23 protein-coding genes are annotated in these 26,906 nt (G+C 58.8%); 13 read left to right on the top strand and 10 right to left on the bottom strand.

Annotation, left to right across the window (positions count from 1 at the left end; translation table 11 throughout):
- Positions 1–39: 39 nt before the first annotated feature.
- Both AKU79_RS17070 and amt read left to right on the top strand, forming a co-directional pair.
- Positions 40–378 carry a P-II family nitrogen regulator gene (locus AKU79_RS17070; protein ID WP_050524758.1) on the top strand — a complete coding sequence of 113 codons (339 nt, stop codon included), beginning with the start codon at positions 40–42 and terminating at the stop codon, positions 376–378.
- Positions 379–400: 22 nt separating this feature from the next.
- Entirely contained in the window at positions 401–1,699 is a 1,299-nt protein-coding gene (gene amt, locus AKU79_RS17075; protein WP_082224101.1) for an ammonium transporter, read from the top strand.
- A gap of 53 nt (positions 1,700–1,752) precedes the next feature.
- On the opposite strand, the gene AKU79_RS17080 is transcribed toward amt, so the two are convergent.
- Positions 1,753–3,663 carry a bifunctional 2',3'-cyclic-nucleotide 2'-phosphodiesterase/3'-nucleotidase gene (locus tag AKU79_RS17080; protein ID WP_050524759.1) on the bottom strand — a complete coding sequence of 637 codons (1,911 nt, stop codon included), beginning with the start codon at positions 3,661–3,663 and terminating at the stop codon, positions 1,753–1,755.
- A 229-nt stretch (positions 3,664–3,892) separates the two neighbouring features.
- Here AKU79_RS17080 and nudC point away from each other — a divergent pair, with 229 nt between their 5' ends.
- Together nudC and AKU79_RS17090 are read left to right on the top strand one after the other, a co-directional pair.
- A complete protein-coding gene (gene nudC, locus AKU79_RS17085; protein ID WP_050524878.1) occupies positions 3,893–4,849 on the top strand; it encodes an NAD(+) diphosphatase in 957 nt (318 codons plus the stop codon).
- Positions 4,850–4,912: 63 nt separating this feature from the next.
- Positions 4,913–5,386, top strand: a complete 474-nt coding sequence (locus AKU79_RS17090) for a hypothetical protein (protein ID WP_050524760.1) — start codon at positions 4,913–4,915, stop codon at positions 5,384–5,386.
- On the opposite strand, the gene AKU79_RS17095 is transcribed toward AKU79_RS17090, so the two are convergent.
- Both AKU79_RS17095 and AKU79_RS17100 read right to left on the bottom strand, forming a co-directional pair.
- Complete coding sequence (locus AKU79_RS17095) at positions 5,383–6,483, bottom strand: hypothetical protein (RefSeq protein WP_156209843.1); 1,101 nt, start codon at positions 6,481–6,483, stop codon at positions 5,383–5,385. The genes AKU79_RS17090 and AKU79_RS17095 overlap by 4 nt on opposite strands.
- Before the next feature lie 181 nt (positions 6,484–6,664).
- Positions 6,665–7,495, bottom strand: coding sequence for a prephenate dehydratase (locus tag AKU79_RS17100; RefSeq protein WP_050524762.1), 831 nt, complete (start codon positions 7,493–7,495; stop codon positions 6,665–6,667).
- A 120-nt stretch (positions 7,496–7,615) separates the two neighbouring features.
- Between AKU79_RS17100 and AKU79_RS17105 the strand changes: the two genes are divergently transcribed.
- The 6 genes from AKU79_RS17105 to AKU79_RS17130 all read left to right on the top strand — a co-directional run bounded on the left by AKU79_RS17105 (position 7,616) and on the right by AKU79_RS17130 (position 15,258).
- Positions 7,616–8,131: a c-type cytochrome gene (locus tag AKU79_RS17105; RefSeq protein WP_050524763.1), complete on the top strand. Its 516-nt coding sequence runs from the start codon at positions 7,616–7,618 to the stop codon at positions 8,129–8,131.
- A gap of 191 nt (positions 8,132–8,322) precedes the next feature.
- Positions 8,323–10,224 (top strand): extracellular solute-binding protein, encoded by a 1,902-nt coding sequence (locus AKU79_RS17110; RefSeq protein WP_050524764.1) that lies wholly within the window; start codon positions 8,323–8,325, stop codon positions 10,222–10,224.
- A gap of 23 nt (positions 10,225–10,247) precedes the next feature.
- A complete protein-coding gene (locus tag AKU79_RS17115) occupies positions 10,248–11,324 on the top strand; it encodes a microcin C ABC transporter permease YejB (RefSeq protein ID WP_050524765.1) in 1,077 nt (358 codons plus the stop codon).
- A complete protein-coding gene (locus AKU79_RS17120; protein WP_050524766.1) occupies positions 11,324–12,424 on the top strand; it encodes an ABC transporter permease in 1,101 nt (366 codons plus the stop codon). The genes AKU79_RS17115 and AKU79_RS17120 overlap by 1 nt, the downstream gene beginning before the upstream one ends.
- Positions 12,421–14,019 carry an ABC transporter ATP-binding protein gene (locus AKU79_RS17125; RefSeq protein WP_050524767.1) on the top strand — a complete coding sequence of 533 codons (1,599 nt, stop codon included), beginning with the start codon at positions 12,421–12,423 and terminating at the stop codon, positions 14,017–14,019. The genes AKU79_RS17120 and AKU79_RS17125 overlap by 4 nt, the downstream gene beginning before the upstream one ends.
- Positions 14,020–14,028: 9 nt before the next feature.
- Complete coding sequence (locus AKU79_RS17130; protein WP_050524768.1) at positions 14,029–15,258, top strand: glycosyltransferase; 1,230 nt, start codon at positions 14,029–14,031, stop codon at positions 15,256–15,258.
- Here the strand turns inward: AKU79_RS17130 and hemN are convergent.
- Entirely contained in the window at positions 15,255–16,610 is a 1,356-nt protein-coding gene (gene hemN / locus AKU79_RS17135; protein WP_050524769.1) for an oxygen-independent coproporphyrinogen III oxidase, read from the bottom strand. The two genes, AKU79_RS17130 and hemN, sit on opposite strands and share 4 nt — an antisense overlap.
- Positions 16,611–16,673: 63 nt before the next feature.
- Here hemN and fnrL point away from each other — a divergent pair, with 63 nt between their 5' ends.
- Both fnrL and AKU79_RS17145 read left to right on the top strand, forming a co-directional pair.
- Positions 16,674–17,420: a transcriptional regulator FnrL gene (fnrL, locus tag AKU79_RS17140; protein WP_156209845.1), complete on the top strand. Its 747-nt coding sequence runs from the start codon at positions 16,674–16,676 to the stop codon at positions 17,418–17,420.
- A 100-nt stretch (positions 17,421–17,520) separates the two neighbouring features.
- Positions 17,521–18,414: a PhzF family phenazine biosynthesis protein gene (locus AKU79_RS17145; RefSeq protein WP_050524770.1), complete on the top strand. Its 894-nt coding sequence runs from the start codon at positions 17,521–17,523 to the stop codon at positions 18,412–18,414.
- A 68-nt stretch (positions 18,415–18,482) separates the two neighbouring features.
- Here AKU79_RS17145 and AKU79_RS17150 read toward each other — a convergent pair whose 3' ends face one another.
- The 3 genes from AKU79_RS17150 to AKU79_RS17160 are packed head-to-tail and all read right to left on the bottom strand — an operon-like array spanning position 18,483 to position 20,796.
- The gene (locus AKU79_RS17150; RefSeq protein ID WP_050524880.1) at positions 18,483–19,217 is read right to left on the bottom strand and encodes a lysophospholipid acyltransferase family protein; all 735 of its coding nucleotides are present in this window, start codon (positions 19,215–19,217) and stop codon (positions 18,483–18,485) included.
- 11 nt (positions 19,218–19,228) lie between these two features.
- The gene (locus tag AKU79_RS17155; RefSeq protein ID WP_050524881.1) at positions 19,229–20,104 is read right to left on the bottom strand and encodes a cell division protein FtsX; all 876 of its coding nucleotides are present in this window, start codon (positions 20,102–20,104) and stop codon (positions 19,229–19,231) included.
- Positions 20,105–20,124: 20 nt separating this feature from the next.
- The gene (locus AKU79_RS17160; protein ID WP_050524882.1) at positions 20,125–20,796 is read right to left on the bottom strand and encodes a cell division ATP-binding protein FtsE; all 672 of its coding nucleotides are present in this window, start codon (positions 20,794–20,796) and stop codon (positions 20,125–20,127) included.
- Positions 20,797–20,979: 183 nt separating this feature from the next.
- Here AKU79_RS17160 and AKU79_RS17165 point away from each other — a divergent pair, with 183 nt between their 5' ends.
- A complete protein-coding gene (locus AKU79_RS17165) occupies positions 20,980–22,050 on the top strand; it encodes a zinc-ribbon domain-containing protein (RefSeq protein WP_050524771.1) in 1,071 nt (356 codons plus the stop codon).
- 91 nt (positions 22,051–22,141) lie between these two features.
- On the opposite strand, the gene AKU79_RS17170 is transcribed toward AKU79_RS17165, so the two are convergent.
- The 3 genes from AKU79_RS17170 to AKU79_RS17180 all read right to left on the bottom strand — a co-directional run bounded on the left by AKU79_RS17170 (position 22,142) and on the right by AKU79_RS17180 (position 26,878).
- Positions 22,142–24,739 carry a TIGR02302 family protein gene (locus AKU79_RS17170; RefSeq protein WP_050524772.1) on the bottom strand — a complete coding sequence of 866 codons (2,598 nt, stop codon included), beginning with the start codon at positions 24,737–24,739 and terminating at the stop codon, positions 22,142–22,144.
- A gap of 41 nt (positions 24,740–24,780) precedes the next feature.
- Positions 24,781–26,046, bottom strand: coding sequence for a diaminopimelate decarboxylase (gene lysA, locus AKU79_RS17175; RefSeq protein WP_050524773.1), 1,266 nt, complete (start codon positions 26,044–26,046; stop codon positions 24,781–24,783).
- 73 nt (positions 26,047–26,119) lie between these two features.
- Complete coding sequence (locus tag AKU79_RS17180; protein WP_050524774.1) at positions 26,120–26,878, bottom strand: class II aldolase and adducin N-terminal domain-containing protein; 759 nt, start codon at positions 26,876–26,878, stop codon at positions 26,120–26,122.
- Positions 26,879–26,906: the final 28 nt, after the last annotated feature.

A 26,906-nucleotide genomic window follows, 5' to 3' on the forward strand; every position in this document is an offset into this window, starting at 1 on the left:
CCGGGCGCTAGCCGGGTAGGACAAGAAAAGGGGAAACGCGTGAAACTGATTATCGCAGCAATCAAACCGTTCAAGCTTGAGGAGGTCCGCGAGGCGCTGACCACTCTGGGCGTTCGGGGCATGATGGTAACTGAAATCAAGGGTTTTGGCTCGCAGTCCGGCCATACCGAGATTTACCGTGGCGCCGAATATGCCGTGAACTTCGTGCCAAAGATGCGGCTTGAAATTGTCGTACCAGACAGCCTTGCCGATGCCGCCGTGGAAACCATCGCATCAACCGCGAAAACCGGCAAAATCGGCGATGGCAAAATCTTTGTGCTGGACGTGGCCCAAGCCCTGCGCGTGCGCACCGGCGAAACCAATGATGACGCGCTTTAAGCTGCGGGGGAAGGAAATCATGATGAACACGAAATCAATTCTCGGTCTGGCGGTGCTTGGCGCTGTTGCGGCCTTGCCCGCCTGGGCGCAAGAGGCAGCAGCGCCTGTCAATAACGCCTTTATCTTCAATACCTTGCTGTTCCTGATCGGCGGCTTTCTGGTGTTCTGGATGGCGGCAGGCTTTGCCATGCTCGAGGCCGGCCTTGTACGGTCGAAAAACGTGACCATGCAGCTGACCAAAAACATCGCGCTCTTTGCGGTGGCATCCTTGATGTACTGGTTGGTTGGCTACAACCTGATGTATCCGGGCGACGCCTGGACAATTGCCGGTCTGATCGGTGGCTTTAGCCCCGCCGTCATCCAAGGCGACATCCCTGCCGATGCAGCCTATGCCACGGGTTCGGACTTCTTCTTTCAGTTGATGTTCTGCGGCACAACCGCGTCGATCGTTTCGGGCACTTTGGCCGAGCGTATCAAACTATGGCCCTTCATGGTGTTTACCGTCATTCTGACTGGCCTGATGTACCCGATTGAGGCGTCTTGGCAGTGGGGCGGCGGCTGGTTGTCGACTGCAGGCTTTAACGACTTTGCAGGCTCGACACTGGTTCACGCCGCAGGTGGTGCCGCAGCTTTGGCAGGTGCTTTGATCCTTGGTCCACGTATTGGCAAATTCGGCAAAGACGGCCGCGTTCACCCGATGCCCGGTTCCAACCTGACACTTGCTACCTTGGGCACATTCGTGCTGTGGCTGGGTTGGTTCGGCTTTAACGGCGCGTCCCAGCTTGCTTTGGGCACCGAGGCCGATGCCAACGCTGTTGCGATCATCTTTGCAAACACCAACATGGCAGCTGCTGCCGGTGCGCTTGCTGCAATGGTCCTGACGCAGGTACTGTACAAAAAGGTCGATCTGACCATGCTCTTGAACGGCGCTCTGGCTGGCTTGGTTGCCATCACGGCTGGTCCGCTTGACCCATCGCTGTTCGGCGCGCTCTGGATTGGTGCTATCGGCGGTATCATCGCTGTGGTTGTTGTGCCAATGCTCGACAAAGCCAAAATCGATGACGTGGTTGGCGCTATTCCGGTGCACTTGGTTGCCGGCTTCTGGGGTACAATGGCTGTGCCGTTCTACACCCAAGGCGCATCATTTGGCGCACAAGCCCTTGGTTTCGCAGCGGTAGCCGGTTTCATGTTCATCGTTTCGGCCATCGTCTGGACCGTGCTGAAAGCGACCATGGGTCTGCGCCCAAGCGAAGAAGATGAGATCATGGGCTTGGACAAAGCCGAGCTTGGCCTGGAAGCCTACCCAGAATTCCGCGCCTGATCCTGCGATAAAATCTGCAAAGCCCGGGCCGCAATGTCCGGGCTTTTTGCTGTTCACATCTGCAAACGAAAGCGGCCAAAACCGGTTGCTGTCAGACCCAAAGGTTCGATTGAAAGACCTTCCAGACCCTTCAGGAACTGCGCGGCCTCGGGGGCGGTTTCAAATACAAAGCTGGTGTCGGGCATTTGCGCAAGCCGCCAGTTTGGGACTGGTTTGGCGTAAAGCGGCGACATGTTCGCAAGTTCATTCAGCAGAATGTTGCGTATGGTCACCGAATGTTCATACACAACGCGCAGCGGGCGTGATGCGCTTAACTCGGCATTCAAACTGGCGCGGTAATTGTTGGTGGCGACGATGAATTCAGCCGACAAATCCAAGGGCGCGCCATTGTACCGCAAGTTGCGAATGCGCTGCGCATTGGGGTCTTTCATCTTGCCGTTCGCGTAATAGCGCGCGGGTTGCGTCGGGTCGATTTCATAGGTCAGGCCAAGGATGACATCGAATTGATAGCCCGGAAAGGCATCGTCCAGCAACGGCTGGTCTTGTTTGCCCGGCACAACGTGGTGAAACAGCGCCGCCGACCGCTCCAACCACTCGACAATATCGGCACCATTCACCCGCAAGGCGCAGATCGTATTGGGAAAGCAATATAGATCAGCGATCGAACGCTGGAATAACGGGCCAGCATTTATATTCGTATAGTTTTGCGGCCCCGACCACCCCCCCGCCTTGAACGGTGCCGCCGCCGAAAGTAGTGGCAGCGCGGCATGTTCGGTGCCTTTCAACTTGTCCGCGATGAACCGGCGTTGCGCAGTGCATATCAGCTGCACCGTCGGGCAATCCTTTATCAACGAGAAATAGCTGTGCAGCGGCGCGAGGGTCTCGCCTACGGCAAAGCGCATATAGTCCAAAGTGGCCTGATGGGCGGCGCTAACGGCATTCAAAATACGTGGCACCGATTTGACCAATGGCTTGCAGCCTTGGGCACTGATCTCGGCAATCGGCAACAGTTGCGATTGCCCGTCCAGAACCATCCACGCCCGCCCGTCGCGCTGCAAGGTCAGATCAATCACCCCAAGATGCGAGCCGCCATAACCGGCCATCGCGGCTGGCGTGCCCTCAATCGTGCCGCGCACAATATCTATGCCGTCCACGCCCGCAAATTTGGGCGATGGAAACAGCAAATGGATATGCCCTGTCACCAAGGCGTCAACTCCGGGCAGACGTGCCAGCGGGCGGGCCGCGTTCTCCATCCCGTCACGGTGTTGTGCGTCCCCAATGCCGGTATGGGCCAGCGCCACAATAATATCCGCCCCCGCTTCGCGCATCTCGGGGATTAGCGCCGCCGCTGTCTCTACCATGTCGCGCGACTGAATGGCCCCGCGAAAAACCGACGAATCCCACGTGACAATCTGCGGCGGCAACAGCCCCAATACGCCAACCTTAATAGGGTGCAACTCTCCGGCCCCGTCACGGATTTTACGTTCCAGAATGACATAAGGCGGCAAAAGTCTTTTGTCGCGCAGGGCATTGCTGCCCTTTTTCACCAAGGCATTGGCGCAGACAAAAGGGAACCTGCTGCGCCCAAGGGCAGCCATCAAAAACGGCAGACCATAGTTGAACTCATGATTTCCAAGCGCCGCCGCATCGTATCCAAGCGCGTTCATCGCCGCGATGACAGGGTGCAAATCGCCATCCTTCATCCCGCGATCATAGACCATATAATCGGCCAAAGCGCTGCCTTGCAGCCAGTCACCATTGTCAAACAACAACGTATTCGCCGTCTCTCTGCGCAAACTATCGACCAGCGCCGCCGTGCGTGCCAACCCAAAACTATCTGCCACACGGTCCCCATAATAATCATATGGCAGAATTTGGGCGTGCAAATCGGTTGTCTGCAAAATGCGCAATTGCGCTATTCCAGAAGCTTTCGGTTTCGTTGGTTCTGGCGAAGCAATCAGCACTGGTTTTCCAATTTTCGGCAGAGAGGTGCGCTACTCATTGACATCGATGGGGATTTATTAACCTTCGCCAAAAGCCAGTCAAGCGCTAAAAGTTGTTTCCATGGCGATAGTTCTTCCTTGGGTTGTTTTTGTCGATAAGGGCACCAAACAACTGCCAAAGTCGATTGATTGCGTAAACAGCCCGCGCGTGGCATTCAGGGCCAAATCGATGATAAAAGGCGTAAATATGATGCAGGCAGCCATTGATATTGCTTTTGCAGACTCGGGTCTGAACCGCGCTGCCGAATTGCGCGGCGACCCCGACAAAATGGCCCGGCTTTTGGCTGTCGGCGGTCAGGTTCTGCCCGTCTGGCGGGGTAAACCGCTGGTGCTGAATGGCACCGATCTCGCTTGGGTGCCTGCGGGGCATCCGGTTCTGGCGCATGGGGCCGAGCCGGTGTTTCTGGGCCTCGATGATGGCATCGCCCGCTTTGCCCAGGATATTTCAGATTGGTCACCCGAAGCAGGTGCCGAAGCGGTCGAGGCCGGCTTTTTTGACGCCTCGGCCCAATTCCACCCCAGTTTGCCCGATACCCATGCCTTTGTGGAACTGCGCGGCGTGATGACCCAGCTTTCGCCACGCGCCGCGGAATTGGTGGCCAGCGCCAAGGCGGTGTTGCACTGGCACCGCAGCCACCGCTTTTGCGCCGTCTGTGGCGCACAATCCGCACCGATCAACGCTGGTTGGCAACGCGCCTGCGGCACCTGCGCCGCCCAACATTTCCCGCGCACCGATCCGGTTGTTATCATGCTGGTTCAGCGCGGCAATTCGGTGCTGCTCGGCCGCAATTCTGCCTGGCCCGAAGGCATGTATTCCTGCTTGGCCGGATTCGTTGAACCGGGCGAAACCGTCGAGGCCGCCGTGCGCCGCGAAGTGTTTGAAGAAACCGGCGTCAGCGTGGGCGATGTGCGCTATGTCGCCAGCCAGCCATGGCCCTTTCCGGCCTCTTTGATGCTGGGCCTGATTGGCGATGCCACCAGCGACACAATCACCATCGACCCGCATGAACTCGAATCCGCGCTTTGGGTCACGCGCGAAGACATGATGGACGTGATGGCCGGTCAGCACCCCACCATTCGCCCCGCCCGCAAAGGCGCGATTGCGCATCATCTGATTACGCTTTGGCTTGCCGGAAAAATCGGGTAATGGGTTTTAGCAAGACAAAACCAGCGTCCAAGCCATATTACGGCCAAAGCATAAGGAACCGGCATGAAACTAACCGCGCATGAAAACATTGAGGCCCCGGTTGGTTTTGTGAACAACTATCTGACAGATTTCGATTTTTGGGAACGCTCGGCCATGCGGCGGGGGGCCGAGGTGGAACGCCTTGATCACCTGCAACAGCCCGGCGCCGGAATGGAATGGCGCATCGGCTTTCTCTATCATGCCAAAAAGCGCAATCTGGAACTCAAGCTGCTAAAGCTAGAGCCCGAGCATGTTTTGGAATTTGACTGCATGGCTCAACCCGCCGAGGCCGTTCTGCGGATTGAGCTGGCCGAAATGGGCCCCCGCCGCACGCGGGTTTCTGTGCATCTTGAGGTAAAGCCCCGAACCATGGCCGCGCGCTTGTTTTTGCAATCGCTCAAGCTGGCCAAGGCCAAGGTCACCCGCCGCTTTGCACTGCGCTTGTCACAATCCGCCGCCGATATCGAAGACCGCTTCCGTCAGGCGACCAAGGCCTAAACCTCTGCCCTGCCGCCAGCGGGGTTCGCGGTCACTTTGGCCAAATAGTCGCGCCTGCTGCGCAAAACCGGAACAGGGGTTTCGGCAAAGGCAGTCAGGCAGTCGTCGATCAGGGGCGCCAGCTCGGGCAGGTGCCGCAGCGCAGTCAGCCGGTCAAACGCCTCGCGCTTTACCATCGTCGATCTATCGGCAAAGGCGTGCCGCAAAATCGGTTCAGGCGCGACAGTGTTGGTCAAAGGCCGCGTGCCAAATTCAGGCTCAAGCCGCGATTGACCCAAAGATTTATCAACCCAGACCTGTTTTTTGCGCCCCAGCGGCCAGTTAAGCTTGCCCGCAAGCAGGCCATAGGTTGCGGCGGCCCGCAAATGGGGCTGCCGCGCCTGTTGCGCAATCCGTACCAAAAAAGGGTCAAAGGCAGGGTTTCGGCTCATCGCGTGAAACACTTGTGTCGTGCCGCCCTCGCGGGTTTGGCAAAGCCGGTCAACCAACAGCGCAAGCAGGTCGGTGCGGGCCATAACCATATTCACAAAGGCCGCATATCCGCCGGCCCTTAGGGTCGTGTCGCCCTGCTTTTCGTGGATGCGGCGTTCATAGGGTGAATGGCTGCCCGACCAACGCCCCCAGCTTTGGGCCTGTGACAACACCAGCCAAACGGTTGGCGCAAGAATCGCCTTATCTGTCGTGGCAAAGCAGCGCGGCACCGCAACCGCCGCCGCCGCGCGCACTTCGGGCGACCAATCGTTCAACCGGCGCAACATTCCATAGGCTATGACCGGCAGTTCAATCGGCCCTTGCAACGCCTTTAGCGCGGCTTCACGAATGACCCCATCGCCATGAAACACAAAGCCCGCAGCCACCTTTGGGTCGGTTGCCAGCAAGGATATCTCATCTTGGCGTCGCGGTGTGTTTTGGGGGGGTATTGCATGGGGGGCAAGCCTGCGATGCAGGTGAAACCTGTGGCGGATGCTTTGCTCGAAACGCGCAAAATCTTTGGGGTCGGTACAGCTTGATGCCATGCGCCACATCGCCTGCCCATCGGCAAGCGGCGCTTTGGCGGCAGCAAGGCTTGGCCGTAATATGCGACGTAACCAGTCCATCCAAATGGCCTCTCACAGCGTGCCGCGGGGCAGGGGGCTGCGGCTTGGGCTGGCCCCGATGATAGCGCCTGCGAACGCTGCGGTCAAAACCCTAATATTTGGTTAACGAAATAGGGTTTATCGTTTTAAAGCAATTGGTTGAACAAACGCCCGCGCGCGGACATTTGGTCATTTCCCCCGCTTAGTCCCGCCGCGCATCGGCCGGATAAACCCCCAAGATATCCCGCTCCGAGGTAAAATATTTCAGCTCGTCCAGCGCCAGCTTTACATTCGCGTCCTCGGGGTGGCCTTCAATATCGGCATAGAATTCAGTCGCCGTGAACGACCCGCCCACCATATAGCTTTCCAGCTTGGTCATGTTCACCCCATTGGTGGCAAACCCGCCCATGGCCTTGTAAAGCGCTGCCGGAATATTGCGGACCCGGAAGGTAAAGGTTGTCATCATTTTGGCCGCGCGGCGCGAATGATCGGCCTCGCGCGACATCACCAGAAAACGGGTCGTGTTGTTGGACTGGTCCTCAATTTTGCTGGCCAGAACATCCAGCCCGTAAATCTCGCCCGCCAGTTCCGAGGCCAGCGCCCCCATCGAGGGCTCGCCTTTCTCGGCCACGATCTTGGCCGAGCCTGCCGTGTCGGCCCCTGTCACCGCCGCAATCGCATGGCTTTTCAAAAACTCGCGGCACTGGCCCAGCAAAACCGTGTGACTCATCGCGCGTTTCACCTCGGAAATCCTGGTGCCACGAACGGCCAGCAGGCTGATATGAACCCGAACAAAAGCCTCATCAATGATCCGCAGGCCCGAGCCGGGCAAAAGCGTGTGAATATCGGCCACCCGCCCATAGGTCGAGTTTTCGACCGGCAGCATCGCCAGATCAACCTCACCCGACCGGCAGGCCTCGATCGCGTCCTCAAAGGTGCGGCAGGGAACGGCCTCCATTGCGGGGCGGGCCTGACGGCACGCTTCGTGCGAATAGGCGCCCAGTTCCCCCTGAAAGGCAATGCGTCCGGTCATTTTAGGCAATCTCCGTCGAATAATTTAATATCAGGGCGTTTGGTCGCGCTACTATACCTTGAAACTTGGCAGGGGAAGCGGTTAGAAGCGAACAAAGTACACGCTGAAGCGAGGCGCGACATGTTCGACACGATGACAATGACCAAAATAGTTGGGGCCGGCTGTGGCTCGCTTCTGGTATTCCTGCTTGGGGGCTGGGCTGCATCTGCACTCTATACCACAGGCGGTGGCCATGGCGGCGAAGCAACGCAAGCCTATACAATTCAAACCGCAGCAGCCGCACCTGCAGCAGGCGCAGCCGCAGGCCCGACATTCGACGAGCTTTATGCCTCGGCTGATGCCGCTGCCGGCGAAAAAGTGTTTTCCAAATGCAAGGCTTGCCACAAGGTTGACGGGTCCAACGGCACCGGCCCGCATTTGAACGGCGTTGTTAATCGCGAAAAGGCGCATGTAGAAGGCTTTGGTTATTCTGACGCGCTGATGGCGATGTCATCCGAAAAATGGGAACCGGCCAAACTTGACGCCTTCTTGACCAACCCCAAGAAATACGCGCCCGGCACCAAGATGAGCTTTGCCGGTTTGCCAAAAGACACCGACCGCGCAAACCTGATTGCTTGGTTGGCTACCCAGCCATAATCTGACCCGATTTTTATGCAGGGGCCGTCCGTTTGGGCGGCCTTTTGCGTTTCTCGGGCATTATCACGCAATCGCAACTTGTTGCCCCTAGTGCTTACATTCTAGCATGATCCCCAGATGCGAGATTAATTTGGCAGGGCACAGCCCTATGCCATGACCCCGGAACCATCGGGGCATGCAGGAGGAAGACGATGAAGCAGGCACGGCAGGCGGTGGCAAAGGCGGAACTAGGTTTGGTGAAAATGGGGCTGATGGGCGGTGCTGTTATCCTCGCCCTAGCGGCCACGGCCGTGGCAGCGCGGTCCGAGACCATTACCGCACACGGAATTTCAACCTTTGGCGAGCTAAACTACCCTGCGGATTTCAAGCATCTTGCCTATGTGAACCCCGACGCGCCCAAAGGCGGCGAGATATCGGAATGGACCTCGGGCGGGTTTGACAGCATGAACCCCTATTCTATCAAAGGACGCGCGGCGGCCCTGTCTTCGGCAGCGTTTGAAGCAATTTTGGAAGGCACTGATGATGAAATCGGCGCCAGTTATTGCCTGCTCTGTTCAAGTCTTGAATATCCCGAAGATCGCTCTTGGGTGATTTTCAACCTGCGCGATGACGTAAAGTTTTCGGATGGCACGCCAATGACCGCAAATGACGTGGTCTTTTCCTTCAATGTTTTCCTGACCAAAGGCCTGACGGATTTTCGTACCATCCTTGCGACCAAGGTCGAATCTGTCGAGGCGCTGGACGCGCATCGTGTGAAATACACGTTTAAAACCGGCATCCCTACGCGCGATTTGCCACAAGATGTGGGCGGAATGCCGATTCTTTCCAAAGCGCAGTATGAGGCAAAGGGGCTGGACCTTGCCGAAAGCAGCATGACGCCTTTTGTCGGCACTGGCCCCTATGTGCTTGATTCCATGCGGGTTGGCGAATCGATTACCTATAAGCGTAACCCCGATTATTGGGGGGCCAACCATCCGCTGCGTGTTGGCACCAACAACTTTGATAAAATCCGCATCGAGTATTTTTCCGATTATGATGCGGCGTTTGAAGGGTTTAAAGGCGGCAGCTATACCTTCCGCAATGAGGCATCCTCGATTAAATGGGCAACGGGGTATGATTTCCCGACGGTAAAAAATGGCCAGGTCATCAAGGCCGAATTGGCAGACGGTTCTAAATCGACCGGCCAGTCGTTCGTTTTCAACCTGCGCCGCGAGAAATTCCAAGATCCGCGCGTGCGCGAGGCGATTGGCCTGATGTTCAACTTTGAATGGTCAAACAAAACCCTGTTTTACGGAATTTATGCGCGGATCAATTCGTTCTGGGACAACAGCTTTATGGAGGCAACGGGAACGCCATCGCCCGAGGAAGTGGCGTTGTTGCAGCCGCTTGTCGATGACGGGTTGCTGGATGCATCCATTCTGACGGATGAGGCCGTGATGTCGCCGGTTTCGGGGGACAGGCAGCTGGACCGTGGCAATCTGCGCAAAGCTTCGGCGTTGCTGGCAGATGCAGGCTGGATTGTTGGCGATGACGGTATGCGCCGCAATGCCAAAGGTGAATTGCTGCGGGTCGAGTTTCTTGAGGACAGCCCCAGCTTTGACCGCGTCATCAACCCCTTTGTCGAGAACCTGCGCAGCCTTGGCGTGGATGCGGTGCTAACCCGCGTCGATAACGCCCAGATGGAAGACCGCACCCGCCCGCCGAAATATGATTTCGACATTACCAACCATTTCCAGCGGACCAACTATTTTTCGGGTTCCGAACTAGAGCAGTATTACGGGTCGCAAACGGCGGATGTGTCCAGCTTTAACGCCATGGGATTGAAAAGCGCGGCTGTGGACCGGATGACCAAAATCGTTCTGGCCGCCGACACGTTGCAAAACCTGACCACTGCAACAAAGGCATTGGACCGCGTGATGCGGGCCGAGCGTTTTGCCATTTTCCAATGGTTCAAGGCTAAGCATACCGTTGCCTATTATGACATTTTTGAACATCCTGACACGCTGCCGCCCTATGCGCTGGGCGAGCTGAGCTTCTGGTGGTATAACGCCGAAAAGGCCGCCGCGCTAAAGGCTGCAGGCGTGTTGAAATAACAAAAAACTGGCAGGTAAGCAGTATGGGTGCCTATATCCTTCGGCGATTGTTGCTGATCATTCCAACCTTGCTTGGGATTATGATCATCAACTTTGCGATGATCCAATTCGTGCCGGGCGGCCCGATTGAGCAGGTTCTGGCGCGGCTGGATGGTGGCGGTGATGCGCTACAAGGGATCTCGGGTAGCGGTGATGCGGGAACCGAGGCCGCAGGTGACAGCCAGTATCTGGGCGCACGCGGTTTGCCGCCCGAGTTTATCGCCGAGCTGGAAAAGCAGTTCGGTTTTGATAAGCCGCCGTTGCAGCGTTTCCTTGATATGCTGTGGAATTACGCGCGGTTCGATTTTGGCGAAAGCTATTTCCGGTCTATTTCCGTCACGGATCTGGTGCTGGAAAAGATGCCTGTGTCGATCAGTTTGGGCCTGTGGTCAACGCTGATAGCCTATCTCGTGTCTATTCCTTTGGGCATTCGCAAGGCGGTGCGCGATGGTACGGCCTTTGATACCTGGACCTCGGGCGCGATTATCGTGGCCTATGCTATCCCTGGGTTTTTGTTCGCGATTTTGCTGTTGGTGCTTTTTGCCGGCGGGTCGTATTACAAGATTTTCCCTCTGCGCGGCCTGACGTCCGAGGGGTTTTCCGACCTGTCGTTGATGGGGAAAGCCTTGGATTATATGTGGCACATGGCGCTGCCGATCACCGCCTCGACGATTGCCAGCTTTGCCACGCTGACCTTGCTGACGAAAAACAGTTTTCTGGATGAAATAGGCAAGCAGTATGTGATGACGGCCAAGGCCAAGGGTCTATCAGAAAGCCGCGTGCTCTATGGTCATGTATTCCGCAACGCTATGCTGATTGTGATTGCGGGCTTTCCGGCGGCCTTTGTGTCGATCTTCTTTGGTCAAAGCCTGATTATTGAAACGATCTTTTCGCTGGATGGTTTGGGGCAAATGGGGTTCAAGGCCGTGGTGGAACGTGATTACCCTGTGATGTTTGGCACGCTTTATGCCTTTGGTATCATGGGGCTATTGGTAGGGATTATCTCGGATCTGATGTATGTCTGGATCGACCCACGCATTGATTTTGAGGGGCGCGGATAATGGCTCTTTCCCCGCTAAACCAGCGCCGCTGGCGCAATTTCAAAGCCAACCGCCGTGCGTTCTGGTCGTTCTGGCTGCTTTTGGTGCTCTACGGGCTGTCGATGTTTGCCGAGGTGCTGGCGAATGACAAGCCGCTGCTGGTCAGCTATCGCGGTGAAATTCGCGCGCCATTTTTGCAATTTTACCCCGAAACCGCCTTTGGCGGCGATTTCCGGACCGAAGCGAAATACCGCGACCCCGAGGTGCGCTGCCTGATCCGTTCCGGCGGGGTTGAGGCCTGTCTGGATGACCCTGACGCCTCGCTTGCCGCACTTGATGCGGATACGTTGGAAGGCGCGCAAAAGGGCTGGGTGCTGTGGCCGCCCATTCCTTATAGCTTTAACACCATCAATGATATTGGCCGCGCAGCGCCCAGCCCGCCCGATGCGAACCACTGGCTTGGCACCGATGATACCGCGCGGGATGTGACGGCGCGGGTGATTTATGGCTTCCGGCTGTCCGTGTCATTTGCGCTGATTGTGACGTTCCTCACCTCGGTGATCGGGGTGGCTGCGGGGGCGGTGCAGGGCTATTTCGGCGGCTGGGTTGACCTGATTTTCCAGCGGGTGCTGGAAATTTGGGGCTCAACCCCCAGTCTTTACATCATCATCATCGTCGCGGCGATCTGGCGGATGAATTTCTGGCTGCTGGTGGGCCTGATGGTGCTGTTTGGCTGGACGTCACTGGTGGGCGTGGTGCGGGCCGAATTTCTGCGCGCGCGCAATTTCGAGTATGTCCGCGCGGCGCGTGCGCTGGGGGTTTCCGACCGTGTGATCATGTTCCGCCATGTGCTGCCGAATGCGATGGTCGCCACGCTGACCATGCTGCCGTTTATCATCACTGGCACCATCGGCTCGCTTGCGGTGCTGGATTTCCTTGGCTTTGGCCTGCCTGCCTCGGCCCCGTCTTTGGGCGAGCTGACGTTGCAAGCCAAGCAAAACCTGCAAGCGCCGTGGCTCGCCTTTACCGCGTTTTCGGTGTTTGCGATCATGCTGTCGCTGCTGGTGTTCATCTTTGAAGGCGTGCGCGATGCCTTTGACCCGCGAAAGACCTTCCAATGACCGATACCGTTCTTGCCGTTGAAAACCTGACTATCGGCTTTCGTCAGGACGGCCGTCTGATTGAGGCCGTCAAAGGTGTGTCCTTTACAGTGGCCAAGGGGGAAACCGTGGCCTTGGTGGGCGAAAGCGGGTCTGGAAAATCGGTGACTGCCCTTTCCACCGTGTCGCTGTTGCCAAGTTCGGCGCAGGTTGCGGGGTCGATTATCTATAACGGTACCCAGATGATCGGCGCGCCTGAGGCCGATTTGCGCCGTGTGCGCGGCAATGACATCAGCTTTATTTTCCAGGAGCCGATGACCAGCCTGAACCCGCTGCACACGATTGAAAAGCAGCTGGCCGAAAGTCTTGAGCTGCACCAAGGCCTTGACGGCAAAGCCGCCCGCGCGCGGATTTTGGAGCTGCTGGATAAGGTTGGCATTCGCGACGCCGAAAGTCGGCTTGGGGCGTATCCGCATCAGTTGTCGGGCGGGCAACGCCAGCGCGTGATGATAGCGATGGCGCTGGCCAACGGGCCGGAACTGCTGATCGCGGATGAGCCGACAACCGCGCTGGATGTAACCATTCAGGCGCAAATTCTGGAACTGCTGGCCGAACTGAAACGCGCCGAAGGGCTAAGCCTTTTGTTCATTACGCATGACCTTGGCATTGTGCGCCGCATCGCTGACCGCGTGTGTGTGATGAAAGGCGGCGAGATAGTTGAACAAGGCGCGACCGCCGAGATTTTTGCCAACCCGCAGCATCCCTATACCAAGACGCTGCTAGAGGCCGAACCCAAAGGCCGCCCCGAACCCGCGCCTGTGGGCGGGGCGGAAATCGTGCGCACCGAAAACCTGCGCGTCTGGTTCCCCATTCATCGCGGTTTTCTGCGCAAGGTGACGGGGCATGTAAAGGCGGTGAACGCGGCCAGCATTTCCATCAACGCAGGCGAAACACTGGGGATTGTGGGCGAAAGCGGGTCGGGTAAAACCACGCTGGCACTGGCGATATTGCGGCTGATCGCATCTGATGGGCCGATCGTGTTCATGGGCCAGAATGTGCAAAACTGGCCTGCAAAGCAAATGCGCGACCTGCGCAAGCAGATGCAGGTGGTGTTCCAAGACCCTTATGGCAGCCTGTCGCCCCGTATGACGATTGAACAAATCATCGCCGAAGGTTTGGGTGTACATGGCACCGCCAAAGGCATGGACCATCGGCAGATGGTGGCGGATATTATGACCGAGGTGGGGCTCGACCCCGCAACGATGGGGCGTTACCCGCATGAGTTTTCGGGCGGCCAGCGCCAACGCGTGGCGATTGCGCGCGCGATGATCTTGCGGCCGAAACTGGTGCTGCTGGATGAACCGACCAGCGCGCTGGATATGACGGTGCAGGTGCAAATCGTGGAATTGCTGCGTGATTTGCAGCGCAAACAGGGGCTTGCCTATCTGTTTATCAGCCATGATTTGCGGGTTGTCAGGGCCTTGGCGCATAAGGTCATCGTGATGAAACAGGGTGATGTGGTTGAACAGGGCATCGGCGCACAAGTGTTTGACAACCCGCAAACCGACTATACCAAGGCATTGATGGCGGCCGCATTCGGGCAGGGCGGCGCATAAGGCGGTTTGATGAAGATCCTCTTCGTTCACCAGAACTTTCCGGGCCAGTTCCTGCATTTGGCACCCGCCTTGCAGGCCCGCGGGCATGATTGCCGCGCCCTGACCGATGCCAGCAACAAACGCGACAGCAAAATTCCCATCATGCGCTATCGCCATAACGTGCCGCTGCCTGATCCAAAGTCCACGCGACTGGGGCGGAATTTTACGCAGATGACCGACCGAGGCGTTTCAGCCGCGCGCGCCTGCATGCAAATGCGTGACAAGCATGGCTATGTGCCTGACGTAATCATCGGGCATTCCGGCTGGGGTGAGACGCTGTTTCTGAAAGAGGTATGGCCCGATGCAAAGCTGATCATCTATGCCGAGTTTTACTATCGCGGCGTTGATCGCGATGTTGGTTTTGACCCCGAGTTTTCGCGAGGGGGCTTTGACGGCGTTATGACCGCACAGTCGCGGGCGGCGCATCTGGGGCAATCCTTGTTGCACGCCGATGCCGCAATCGCGCCGACGAACTGGCAGGCAAGCACCTTTCCGCCTGCCCTGCGCCCGATGATTAACGTGATCTTTGACGGTGTGAATACCGATTTGGTGGCGCCGAATGCGGCGGCCAGCCTGACCCTGCCGAATGGATTGCAGTTGCGCACGGGTGATGAGGTGCTGACCTTTGTGAACCGCAATCTTGAACCGTATCGCGGCTATCATACCTTTGTGCGGTCCTTGCCCGATGTGTTGGCCGCCCGGCCAAATGCGCAAGTGGTGATCGTGGGCGGAGATGACGTGAGCTATGGTGCGGCTGCACCAGAAGGCCAAAGCTGGAAACAGTTTTTTCTGGATGAGGTCAAGGACAGGATCGACCTAGGCCGCGTGCATTTTCTGGGCAAAGTGCCCTATTCCGATTTTGTCGCGCTGATGCAGATCAGCCGCGTGCATGCCTATCTGACCTATCCCTTTGTGCTGTCTTGGTCGATGCTAGAGGCGATGTCAGCGGGGGCCTATGTTGTCGGCTCGCGCACTGCGCCGGTCGAGGAAGTGATCACGGACGGCGTTAATGGCCGCTTGGTCGATTTCTTTGATATCAAGGCATGGGCCGATGCGTTGGCGCAGGGGCTGGCCGAACCTGAGCGGTTCCTGCCCTTTCGCCGTGCCGCGCGCCAAACGATTGTCGACAATTACGACCTGCAGAATGTCTGCATGCCGCGCATGGTTGCGTTTGTCGAAGGCTTTGCACCAACGGCTTAGACTGCGGCCGAATGCTGTGCCTTGGCGTGGTCATATTCATCAAAACTGCGCGCGATCATCCGCGTCAATGGCCTTGCGTGCGGCGGAACGGTCAGCCCGTCGTCATTCAGTGTGACCATGTCGCCAAAGGCGGTTTTGGCGGCTTGCAGCAATGTCTCAAGCCGTTCGGCGCTCACATCAAAATCGCGCAGCAGCTCAACCCGATCAATACGGAAATCGCACATTACGGCCTCAATCATCCGGGCGCGCAGCAAGTCCTCGCCCGTGAAGATATGGCCGCGGTGGGTCGAGAAATGTCCGTCGCGGATGGCTTTGGTATGGGCCGCCGTGGCGCTGGCATTTTGCGCAAAGCCTTGTGGAAAGCGCGAGATGGACGAGGCACCAAGCCCGATCAGGGCCGCAGCCGTATCATCGGTATAGCCTTGGAAATTGCGGCGCAGCGTACCCGCAGCTTGGGCCTTGGCCAAACCGTCCGAGGGCAGGGCGAAGTGGTCGATGCCTATCTCGGTATAGCCGTCCAAGGTGAACAGTTCACGTGCGGTTTCAAACAGTGATAAACGGTCTTGTGGGGCGGGGATCTTGTCAGACGGGATCAACTGCTGGCGGCGGCTCATCCATGGTACATGGGCATAGCCGTATAACGCCACGCGATCGGGTGACAAGGTTAGCAGTTTTTGCACCGAATCAGCGATGCGAATGTTGGTCTGGTGCGGCAGGCCATATAAAATATCGGCGTTCAGGCTGGCCACGCCACGGTCGCGGATCATGTCAGCGACTTGCTTGGTCAGTTCGTAACTCTGCTCTCGGCCGATGGTTTTCTGGATCTCGGGGTCGAAATCCTGCACGCCAATCGATGCGCGGTTCATACCCGAGGCGACCAGGGCATCCAGCCGCCCGGCGTCAATTTCATTGGGGTCAATTTCAACCGAGAACTCACCGCCTTTGGCCAGCGGAACGGCATCAAAAATCTGGTCGGCCAGGCCGCGCATCAGGTCAGGCGACAACAGGGTTGGCGTACCGCCGCCCCAATGCAGGCGGGATAAAGTGACGCCAGGGGCCAGATGGCGGCGCAGCAAAGCGATCTCATCGCGCAGCATTTCAGCATAGGCAATGACCGGCGCATCCGAGGTGGTGCCTTGGGTCCGACAGGCGCAGAACCAGCACAATCGGCGGCAAAACGGCACGTGAACATAGAGCGAGATTTCGGCGCCCGCAGGCACGGCCTCGATCCAATTGGCAAACTGGCCAGCGTCAACTCCGCCCGCGAAATGCGGGGCAGTGGGGTAGCTGGTATATCGCGGGACACGCGCGTCAAATAGACCGAGGCGCTTGAGTTCTGAGTGTGTGTTCATATTTGAATCTGTGGCGTATAATGAGATTGAAAACCTTGACACAGATCAAATCGGAAACGCGATATGGCGATGCTCGACACACCCACCTTTTCACATGCATGCGGCGATTGCCCCATTCGGTATCGCGCGGTCTGTGCCCGATGTGAGGGAGATGAATTAGAGCGGTTAGAGCAGATCAAGTATTATCGCAGCTATCAGGCAGGCCAAACGGTGATTTGGTCGGGGGACCGCATGGATTTCGTGGCCTCGGTCGTCAGCGGCGTGGCCACTTTAAGCCAGACGATGGAGGACGGGCGGCGGCAGATGGTGGGGCTTTTGTTGCCATCGGATTTCGTCGGGCGGCCGGGGCGCGATTCGGTGGCCTATGATGTGACGGCGACGACCGATCTTGTGATGTGTTGTTTCCGGAAAAAGCCGTTCGAGGACATGATGCTCTCGACCCCGCATGTGGGGCAGAGGTTGCTGGAAATGACGCTGGATGAGCTTGATTCTGCGCGGGAATGGATGCTGCTTTTGGGGCGCAAGACGGCGCGGGAAAAGATTGCGAGCCTGCTTTCGATTATTGCGCGGCGTGATGCCAGCCTTGCTTTGAAACAGGGCAGCAAGCGTCTGGTTTTTGACCTGCCGCTGACGCGTGAGGAAATGGCCGATTATCTGGGGCTGACGCTGGAAACCGTGTCGCGGCAGATTTCGGCGCTGCGCAAAGATAAGGTGATCTCGCTTGAAGGCAAACGGCATGTCACGATCGAAGATTTTGATGCCCTGCAAGAGGCGGCGGGGGATGATAGCGATGGCGGAATGCTGAGCTGACGTCCGCGCGCGGTCATTTGCGCAAGGCATTGATTTATAACGATATAATTGGTCTTCTTTACCAATTATTAACCCGCGTTCGCGCGGTATCGGGGGGCATATGCTGGAATTTCACACGCTGGATGTGTTCACGGATACCCCCTTTGCGGGCAACCCTTTGGCGGTGGTTCTGGGGGCCGATGGTCTGACAGATGCGCAGATGCAGACCATCGCGCGTGAGTTCAATCTGTCCGAGACGATTTTTGTCATGCGCCCGCAAAATCCGGCGCATACAGCGCGGGTGCGGATCTTTTTCCCAACGGCCGAGATTCCTTTTGCCGGCCATCCGACGATTGGCTGCGCAATTTTGCTGGCCGAAGGCGCCGAGGGCGACGGGCCTGTGCAGATTATCCTAGAGGAAGAGGCGGGATTGGTGCCGGTTGTGATCTCGCGGCAGGGTGGGGCGGCGGTGGCCGAATTTACCGCGCCTGTGACGCCACATGCCGCAACCAGTGGCGCTGTGGCGGTTGATGTGGTGGCGGCAGCACTGGGCCTTGCCAAGGATGAGATCGGTTTTGGCAAGCATGTGGCCGGTCTGTGGCAGGGTGGCCCGCGTTTTCTCTATGTGCCGGTCAAAGACCTGTCTGTGCTTGCCAAAGCCCGCCCGATTGAGCCTGCCTGGTCGCAGCTGATGGCGGCGGGCGGGGTGGATAGTGCCTATCTTTATACACCCGGCACAGGCGCGGATTATCAGGCGCGGATGTTTTCACCGACAGCAGGCATTCCCGAAGATCCGGCAACAGGTTCGGCCAGTGCGATTTTGGCCGCGCAGTTATGGGCTGCAGGGGCGGTTGCCGAGGGCGAAACGCATCTGGCCCTGTTACAAGGTGTCGAGATGGGGCGACGCAGTGAAATTGGCCTGACGGTGGTTTGTAACGCCAGCGGCGTGCAATCGGTGCGGGTGGCGGGAACGGCGGTGCGCATCGGCGACGGGCGCATCCGTATCCCTGCTTGATTTGTCTTTGGTTCCGGGTGCCAAAGCCGCCGCGCGGGGGCTCGATGCCCCCCAAGGTGGCGGCCCCTTCAGGTGGGAAATTTGAATCCGGCTTCGGCCATCAAGGCGTCTGAGGCGGTTTCAACCTCGCGTTCCAAACGCTCCATAAAAGCGGCGCCTTTCAGGCCCGGTTCAATGGTGGGCAAGAATTCCACAACCGCTGTACCGCGTTTGCGCATGATACCGCGTTTGGGCCAGAGCACGCCGACATTGGTGGCAACAGGCACGCAATCCTGACCCATTTGCAGGTAGAGCGCCGCAGTTCCGGCCTTGTAAGGGGCTTTGACACCGGGCGCGACACGCGTGCCTTGGCTGTAGATGATAAGCTGGCCCGGATGCAGCAGGCCTGATTTCACATCGGCTTTCATTTTGGTGATTGCCGCGCCGCGCTTGCCGCGATCTACGGGGATGCAGCCGATGCGCAAGCCGAACCAGCCCAGAATCGGGGCATAGGTCAGCTCTTTTTTCATGATGAACCGTCCGCGCGGGACGGCGTTAAAGATCATCAGAATGTCCAGAAAGCTTTGATGTTTGGCTGCGATCAGAACGGGATGGGTGGGCGGTGTGCCGCGTACTTCGGTTTTCATACCTGTCAGAATACGCAGCGAGAACAGCACCCAAGCGCAATAGGCATGGCAGGCGGCCAAGGCGCCATCGCGTTTGATCAAGGCGTAAGGAAAGTACAAAACGCCCACCACCAGCATCGCGACATACATCTGTATGATGAAAATCAGCGACAGCAGCCATTGGAGTGCGTAAGTCAGGGCAGCGCGCATCAGGTCAATTCCTTAAGTTTGCGAAAGGCGGCAAAGCGGGTGGCGGCAAAGGCCACAAGTGCCGCCAGTGGTGGCAGGATCAGCGGTAAAAGCCAACCCGCCCCTTGAAAACTGAGGCCCGTCAGAAACCCGCCGGCCACATCGGCCGAGGGCAGCAAGGCCGCGCCCAGCATACCCAGTATTGCGCCAAGGGTCGATCCGGCCAGGGTACGCAGGGTAAATCGGCGTACAAAGGCGCGGGCGATATAGGCGTCACGCGCGCCAACCAGCCGCAGCACGCGGATCACTTGGGCATTTGCGGCAAGTGCTGCATTGGCGGCTAAAATAATCATCGCCGCCATCGTCGCCCCAATCAAAAGGATCGACATCAACCCCAGCAGCCGCAACCGCTCGGCCGCCATGACCAGCGGTTTGCGCCAGCGGGAATGGTCATCCAGCACGGCACCGGGGGCTTCGGCGGTCAGGCGTTGGCGCAGGCCTTCGCTGTCATAGCCGGCGTCGTCCTCGGTAATTTCGATCAAGCGTGGAATCGGCAAGGCATCGAGGGGCAGGTCTGGGCCGAACCATGGTTCCAGCAGGGCGCGTTGTTCGGCGTCGGTCATGGCGCGGGCGCGGGCAATGCCGGGCGTCGTGGCCAGCACATCCAGCACGGCGCGGGTTTGCGCATCCATTTGGCCAGTCGGCGCAGAGATACGGATGGTGGCGCTGCGGGCCAGCGCATCGCCCCAGCGGTCGGCCAATCGGCCCGAAGCCAGTGACAGGGCCAGTGCAAACACCGCCAGAAAGGTCATTGCTGCCGCTGTAAAGCTGGTCAGCCACGCTGTATGGCCCGAAGGGGGCACCACGCGGTCGGCATGTTTGTCGCCACGCAGCATATCGGCAAGGAGCAAAAGCTTCACAGATCGGCCCCCGCAAGTTGCACGCGGCGTTTGGCAATGCGCAGCACGCGGGCGGGCACTTGTTGTTTTGCCGCGCGGATCAGGTTCATGTCATGTGTGGCGATCAGGATGGTTTTGCCCATCTTGTTCAGCTCGACCAGCAGGGTCAGCAGCCGCAGCGACATTTCCCAGTCGAGGTTGCCAGTGGGTTCATCGGCCAGCAGCACATCGGGTGACATGATTACCGCGCGGGCAAGGGCTGCGCGTTGACGCTCGCCCCCCGAAAGTTGCGGCGGCAGGGATGCCGTCAGTTTCGCCAGCCCGACCCAGTTTAGCAGATCGTCAAGGTCGGCTATTGCCGAATCCCGCCCGGAAACCATTGCAGGCAAGGTGACATTGGCAGACAGCGGCAAGTGGTCGAGGAACTGGCAATCCTGATGCACCACGCCGATGCGTCGCCGCATCAAGGCCACTTCGTCGCGGCTCAGGCTGCGGACATCACGGTCAAACAGGGTGATATGGCCGGCCGTGGGCAAAAGTTCGGCATAGCAGAGTTTGAGCAACGTGGATTTACCCGCCCCTGATGGCCCCGTCAGAAAATGAAACGACCCCGGTGCCAACCGCAAGCTGACTTCGGACAATAGCTCGCCCCCGCCATAGGAATAGGCAACATTTTCAAAGGCTATCACGCATTGCTCCGTCTTGCAGCAGATCATGCGGCTGCGTGCCGCGTGTTTGTTGCAGTTTTGCCCAGAGTCGGGGCGGTTTCAACGCCCTAATCGTTGCTGATTGAGGACAAAGGCTTGGATATACAGAATATCGAGGATACAAAGTTAAGGTGAACTTGTAATTTTTGGACGGAGAGGTGGCAAATGAGGCTGGTTTGTCCGAATTGCGATGCACAGTACGAGCTTGCCGAGGATGCTATCTCGGAAGAGGGCCGCGATGTGCAATGTTCGAACTGTGGCCATACATGGTTTCAGCTGCCGCCCGAAATCGAAGCCGAGCGTGAGGCTGAGGAAGAGGAGAGGGTTGCCAAAGCCGTGCCGACGGTGCGTCGTGTGGCCCCTTTGCCTGTCGCGCATGAGCCCTCGGCCCGGACGTCCAACAAGAACCCGCTTGGTGCCTATGTCAAAGCGTCGCGACCTTTGAGCGGACATGACGCAGACAAGCCGACAGATGACGAAAAGCAGACCGCAGCGGCGGCGGCATCGGCCAAGCTTGCCGAAGCCAGTGCGCGGAAATCGGCAGCGGCTGCCGAAAGGCAAACCAACGCGGCAGCAAATGTTGGAAACGCCTCATCAGAGTCGGCGGCGCAAGGCGGGTCTGCGGCATCGGATCATCCGGCGGGAAATGCCCCGCCCCAGCCAACCGTCGCACCGCGTCGGCCGTTGGACGATAGCCTGAAAGCCGTGTTGCGCGAAGAGGCCGAGCGTGAAACCGCGGTTCGGCGGTCGCAAACCCCGCGTCCGTTGGAAACGCAGCCCGATTTGGGGTTGCAAGATACCGCCGGCGCGGCAGGTGCCGCCAAGGCCGTGCGCGACCGTCTGGCCCGTTTGCAAGGCGAAGAGGCCGCACCGGATACAAGCGACAAGCCCACGGCGCGGCGCGATTTGTTGCCCGATATTGAAGAAATCAACTCTACCCTGCGCGCCAGTTCGGAAAACCGCCGTCGCGAAGATACAGAGGTTTCGGGGAAAGATCACAGTGCCGCCCCCCCTGACACCGGTTTTCGCAGCGGGTTTTCACTGATGTTGCTGATCGCTGTGGTGCTGGTTGCGGCCTATGTCGCTGCGCCCAAGATTGTTGCGCAATTTCCGGCAGCCGAGGGCGCGATGACCAGCTATGTCGCGTGGGTTGATGCGGCGCGGGTGTGGCTGGACAATGCGATGCGCAATGCGATTGCCGCGTTGCAAAACCTGACAAGCGGGGCAAAAAGCTAACGCCTGCTGCGATCGGGGTGCGCTGCCCCCAAGGTTCGGTATGCCGTACACGCAACGGTGCAGCGCGCGTATCCGGTTGCTTTCAAACGGTTTAATACAGTTCCAGCAGGCGTTTCAGATAGTCGCGTTCGCTTTCGGGGCGGGTTTGCTCGCCCTGACGGCGGCGGATTTCATCCAGCAAATCCTGCGCCCGGCGATAGACATCATCGCCTTGCAGCAGATTGCGATCTGATCCGATGCGCGCGCCTTCGCCCGGTTCGCGGCCCAGCGGGTCACGTGCAGAATTGGGGTCGGCGCGGCCTATGGCCTCGCCCTGGTTGGTGTTGCCGTTGTCGCGGCGCTCTTGCGCCATAGATTCGTTCAGGCTGCGCATGCCTTCGCGCATGGCCCGCATGGCATCGGCCTGTTTGTCCAAAGCGCCTGCCAAGTCGTCTTGGCGCAGGGCGCGTTCGGCATCTTGCATCGCGCGGCCCGCTTCATCCAGCGAGCGGCGGCCTGCCTCGCCTTGTTCGGTGCCAGCACCGGGCAGCATATTGCCATTCAGCCGGTTCAGGCGGTCGCGCAGGTCGCGTTGGCGCTGTTCGAGGCTTTGGCGTTGATCTTGGCCGGTGCCGTCGGCGCCAGTGCCTTGTTGGTTCTGGCCCTGTTGGGATTGGCCGTTTTCGCCTTGGCCTTGTTGACCGTCCTCGCCCTGCTGGCCGTCTTGTTGTTGGCCTTGCTCGCCCTGTTGCCCATCTTGTTGCCCGTCTTGCTGGCCATCTTGGCCGTCGGGGTTTTGCAATTCGGAAAAGCTGTCATCCGAAAGGTCTTGTTGGTCGCGCAGGGTGTTGCCGAGGTTTTTCATGGCTTGCTGGCCGGGGCCGCCTTGGCCCCCTTCGCCTTGGGTTACCTGGATGTTTTCCATCAACTGGCGCAGCATTTCCATCAGCTCGGCGGCCTCTTCCATCCGGCCTTCTTCCAGCAGTTTTTGCAGTTCTTTCAGCATGTCTTGCAGCTGGTCGCCGGTGATTTCCATCGAGTTTTGTTCATCGGCGGCTTGGCCATTCGGGTTGCGCTCGGCCTCTTGGGCAAGCTGGCGCATGTAGTCATCCATCGCCTGCCGCAGCTCTTGCATCAGCTGGTCAATCTCGGACGGGTCGGCGCCGTTGCGGATCGCCTCGTTCAAACGGTCTTGAGCGCGTTTCAGACGCTCGCGGGCGGAATTGAGGTCGCCTTCCTCGATCAGCACAGCGATATCCCATAGCGCGGCGGCCAGATCATCGCGTGCCGCAACCGTCAGGTCGTTTTGCTGCGATTCGAGGCGGCGTTGGGCGACGCGCAGGCGCAGATAGGCCTTTTCATTGGAAAACAGGCCGTCGGGGCGGTTGGTGATGGCGTTGAAAATTTGCACGCTGCGCGGGGCGTTTTTGCGCGACCAGAGCAGATCGCGGCGCATTTCTATGACGGCGGCTGCCAGCGGGTCGAAAAAGCGTTTGCCGGGCAGGGTGACATGCATCGGGGCAGCGGTGCCGGTTTGGCCGGGCGCATCACTGGCAGACAGGGTGATGATGACGGGCAGGTTGGCATAGACGTGTTGTGACAGATCATCCAGCAGGGTTTCGGTGAAATCGGTGCGTTGGCCGCTGATCGGCAGCGGCAGGTCAAGCGTGATCGGGTCGGTGGTTTCGGGGTCTGCGGCAAGGCCATAGCGACGGTCAATTGCGGCCAGATCCAGCGCGATGACGGCTTTGCCCGCGGTGACGCCAAAGTCGTCTGCGGCCTCGAAGGGCAGTTTCAGGCTGCCGTTTGCCTCACGCGTCAGGTCGGCTTTGGCGCGGATGCTGGGGGGGGTGTCGATGCTGGTGGTAATGGCCCAAGTGCGGCCACCTGTGCCGTTGATGGTGATGTCGCCGCTTTGGGTGATTTCAAAATCATGCGCGGTTGGGGGCGGGGCATTGGCATCACGTGGCGCGGGGTTTGATACGGTTTGGGTCAGCGAAAGCGCTCCTACCTCGCCATAAAAACGCAATTGTACGCGGCTGCCAGTTGGCACCTCTAGCGCGGGTTGGGTGATGTCATTGAGGTAAAGCGCGGGCTTGCCGGTATAGGGCGGGGGCTGAAGCCAGCCTTCCCAGCTGGGGCCGTTCAGCGCCTGTGCCTGAGTGGGGCCGAGGCCGGTGACCGAAGCGATGCGCCAGAGCGAGCCGAACATCAGCGCCATGACAAGCGCTGTCAGCGCGATGTAGCGCAGGCCAAAGCGGTCGCGCGAGGCAAGCCGCAGGTCGGGGGCGACGGCGCGGGCGTTTGATGCGGCGCGGGCCATGCGCGACAGATGGGCCGCCCAAACCGCCTGGGATGCAGGGTCGCTGGCGCCAATGGCCTGGGTATCGGCAAGCGTGGCAATGGGGCGGCCGGGCAGGGTGGCATCAAGCCGGTTCAGCGCGTCTTGGCGGTTGGGGCGCGTAAAGCTGCGAAAGCCGCGCCACAGGGCGACCATCATCGCAACAAGTGCCACCGCCAAGCCTGCCCACACCGCAGGCAAAGGCGCGAAATCTTGCAACCCAAAGGCCAGAACAGCCAAAACCGTTATCAGCACCGACCACAGTGGCCAGAAACTGCGCGTCAGCCGTTCAGCCCAAAGCCCCGCCTGCGTTAGGGCAGCCGGGCGTTTTAGCTGGTCATTGATGCTGTCGCGCGGGGATTGCGTCATTTACCTGCCTTGGCGATTTGGGCCTGTTGCGCTGTGAAGCGTCACAGCCATTCAGGTATGGTATCGCGAGAAAGCATTTCGTCAAACGTTGGACGGGCGCGGATGACTGCAAAGTGATCGCCATGCACCAAAACCTCAGGCACCAAGGGGCGCGAGTTGTATTCGGACGACATCACCGCGCCATAGGCACCGGCCGAGCGCAGGGCAATCAGGTCACCTGCCTGCAACGCGGGCAGATTGCGGGCCTTGGCAAAGGTATCCCCCGATTCGCAAATCGGGCCGACGATGTCATAGGGCTGTTGTTCAGCCCCCGCAGCCGGTTCATTCAGCGCGATGATATCATGGTGCGAGCCATACATGGCGGGGCGGATCAGGTCGTTCATCGCGGCATCGACGATCAGGAAATCACGGTCTTCGCCGTTTTTCACATAGATCACCTCGGACACCAGAATCCCTGCGTTGCCGGAAATCAGGCGGCCGGGTTCGATTTCGATCTCGCAGCCCAGATCGCCGACGGTGCGTTTGATCAGCGCGCCGTAATCCATCGGCAAGGGTGGGGCGTTATTGTCGCGGGTATAAGGGATGCCAAGCCCGCCGCCCAGATCGAGGCGCTCAATCGTGTGGCCATCGGCGCGCAGGGCGTGGGTTAGCTCGGCCACCTTTAGGTAGGCCGCTTCAAACGGTTCCAGCGCGGTTAGCTGGCTGCCGATATGCACGTCGATGCCCACAACTTTCAGGCCGGGCAGGGTTGCGGCCTCGGCATAAACCTCACGCGCGCGGGAAATCGGGATGCCGAATTTATCGCCCTTTTTACCGGTCGAGATTTTTTCGTGGGTTTTGGCGTCAACATCGGGGTTCACGCGGATGGTGATGGGGGCGACCATGCCAAGCCCATGCGCCACCTCGGACAGCACGCGCATTTCGGGCTCTGATTCGATGTTGAACTGGCGGATGCCGCCGGTCAGCGCGAGATGCATTTCCTGCCGCGTTTTGCCAACGCCGGAAAACACGATCCGGTCGCCCGGAACACCGGCAGCCTTGGCGCGCAGATACTCGCCGCCCGAGACGACATCCATGCCCGCGCCCAGATTGCCAAGGGTTTTCAGCACAGCCACGTTGGACAGCGATTTGATCGCAAAGCAGACAAGGTGTGGCAGCGGCGACAGCGCCTCGGTGAACAGCTGGTAATGGCGGGTCAGGGTGGCGGTGGAATAGCAGTAAAACGGCGTACCAACCTGGGCCGCGATGTCAGCAAGGGCCACGTCTTCGGCGTAAAGTTTGCCGGATTTATACTGAAAATGGTCCATCATAATCCCTTTGGTGCGATCTGCCTTGGCCTGCGTTTACATGGTATCGGCCGCACAGCCAAGTAGGGCCGCCCTAGCTGCGAAAATCGGGTTCGCTTTTGTCTAGCAGGGTTTTGATGTCGTCGAAAAAGCGGTCTGCCTGGCCATCATAATGGTCCATCGCATTTGCCACGCCTTCGGCGACCTCATCCGACAAAAGCCGCAGTTTTTGGCCGGTTTGCAGCGCGCGGATATAGGTTTCGGCCGAGCGTTCAAAATAATAGAGCCGGTTGAAGGCATCGGCGACCGATGAGCCGAGCACAAGAACGCCGTGATTGCCCATGACCATGACCTTATGGCGCGGGTTTTGCAGCATGGCGGCGCAGCGGGTGCCTTCGTCTTCAAACGCCAATCCGCCATAGCCTTCGTCGATCACCACACGGTTGAAGAAGGTGGCGGTGTTTTGGTCAATCGGGGGCAGGCGGCTGTCGGCCAAGCTGGCCAGAACGGTCGAAAAGATCGAATGCACATGCATCACGCAGCGGGCGTGTGGCACATGGCGGTGAATGGATCCGTGCAGCCCCCACGCCGTCGGGTCGGGGGCATCAGGGCGATCAAGTGCGGCAGGATCATCGGCATTCAGCAGCAGCAGGTCGCTGGCCTTAATAAGGGAAAAGTGGCGCTGATTGGGGTTGATCAGGAAATCCTTGCCATCATCTGACACGGCTAGCGAAAAGTGGTTGGCGACGGCCTCGTGCATGTTCAGCCGGGCGGTCCAGCGAAAGGCGGCGGCCATATCGACGCGCTCGGCCTTGTGGGTCAGGTTATGGCCGGTTGAGCTGTGTTGGTTCATCTGAAATCCCCGCTTTTGCATTCGGGCC

Source organism: Pseudorhodobacter wandonensis, assembly GCF_001202035.1.
Lineage (GTDB): Bacteria > Pseudomonadota > Alphaproteobacteria > Rhodobacterales > Rhodobacteraceae > Pseudorhodobacter > Pseudorhodobacter wandonensis.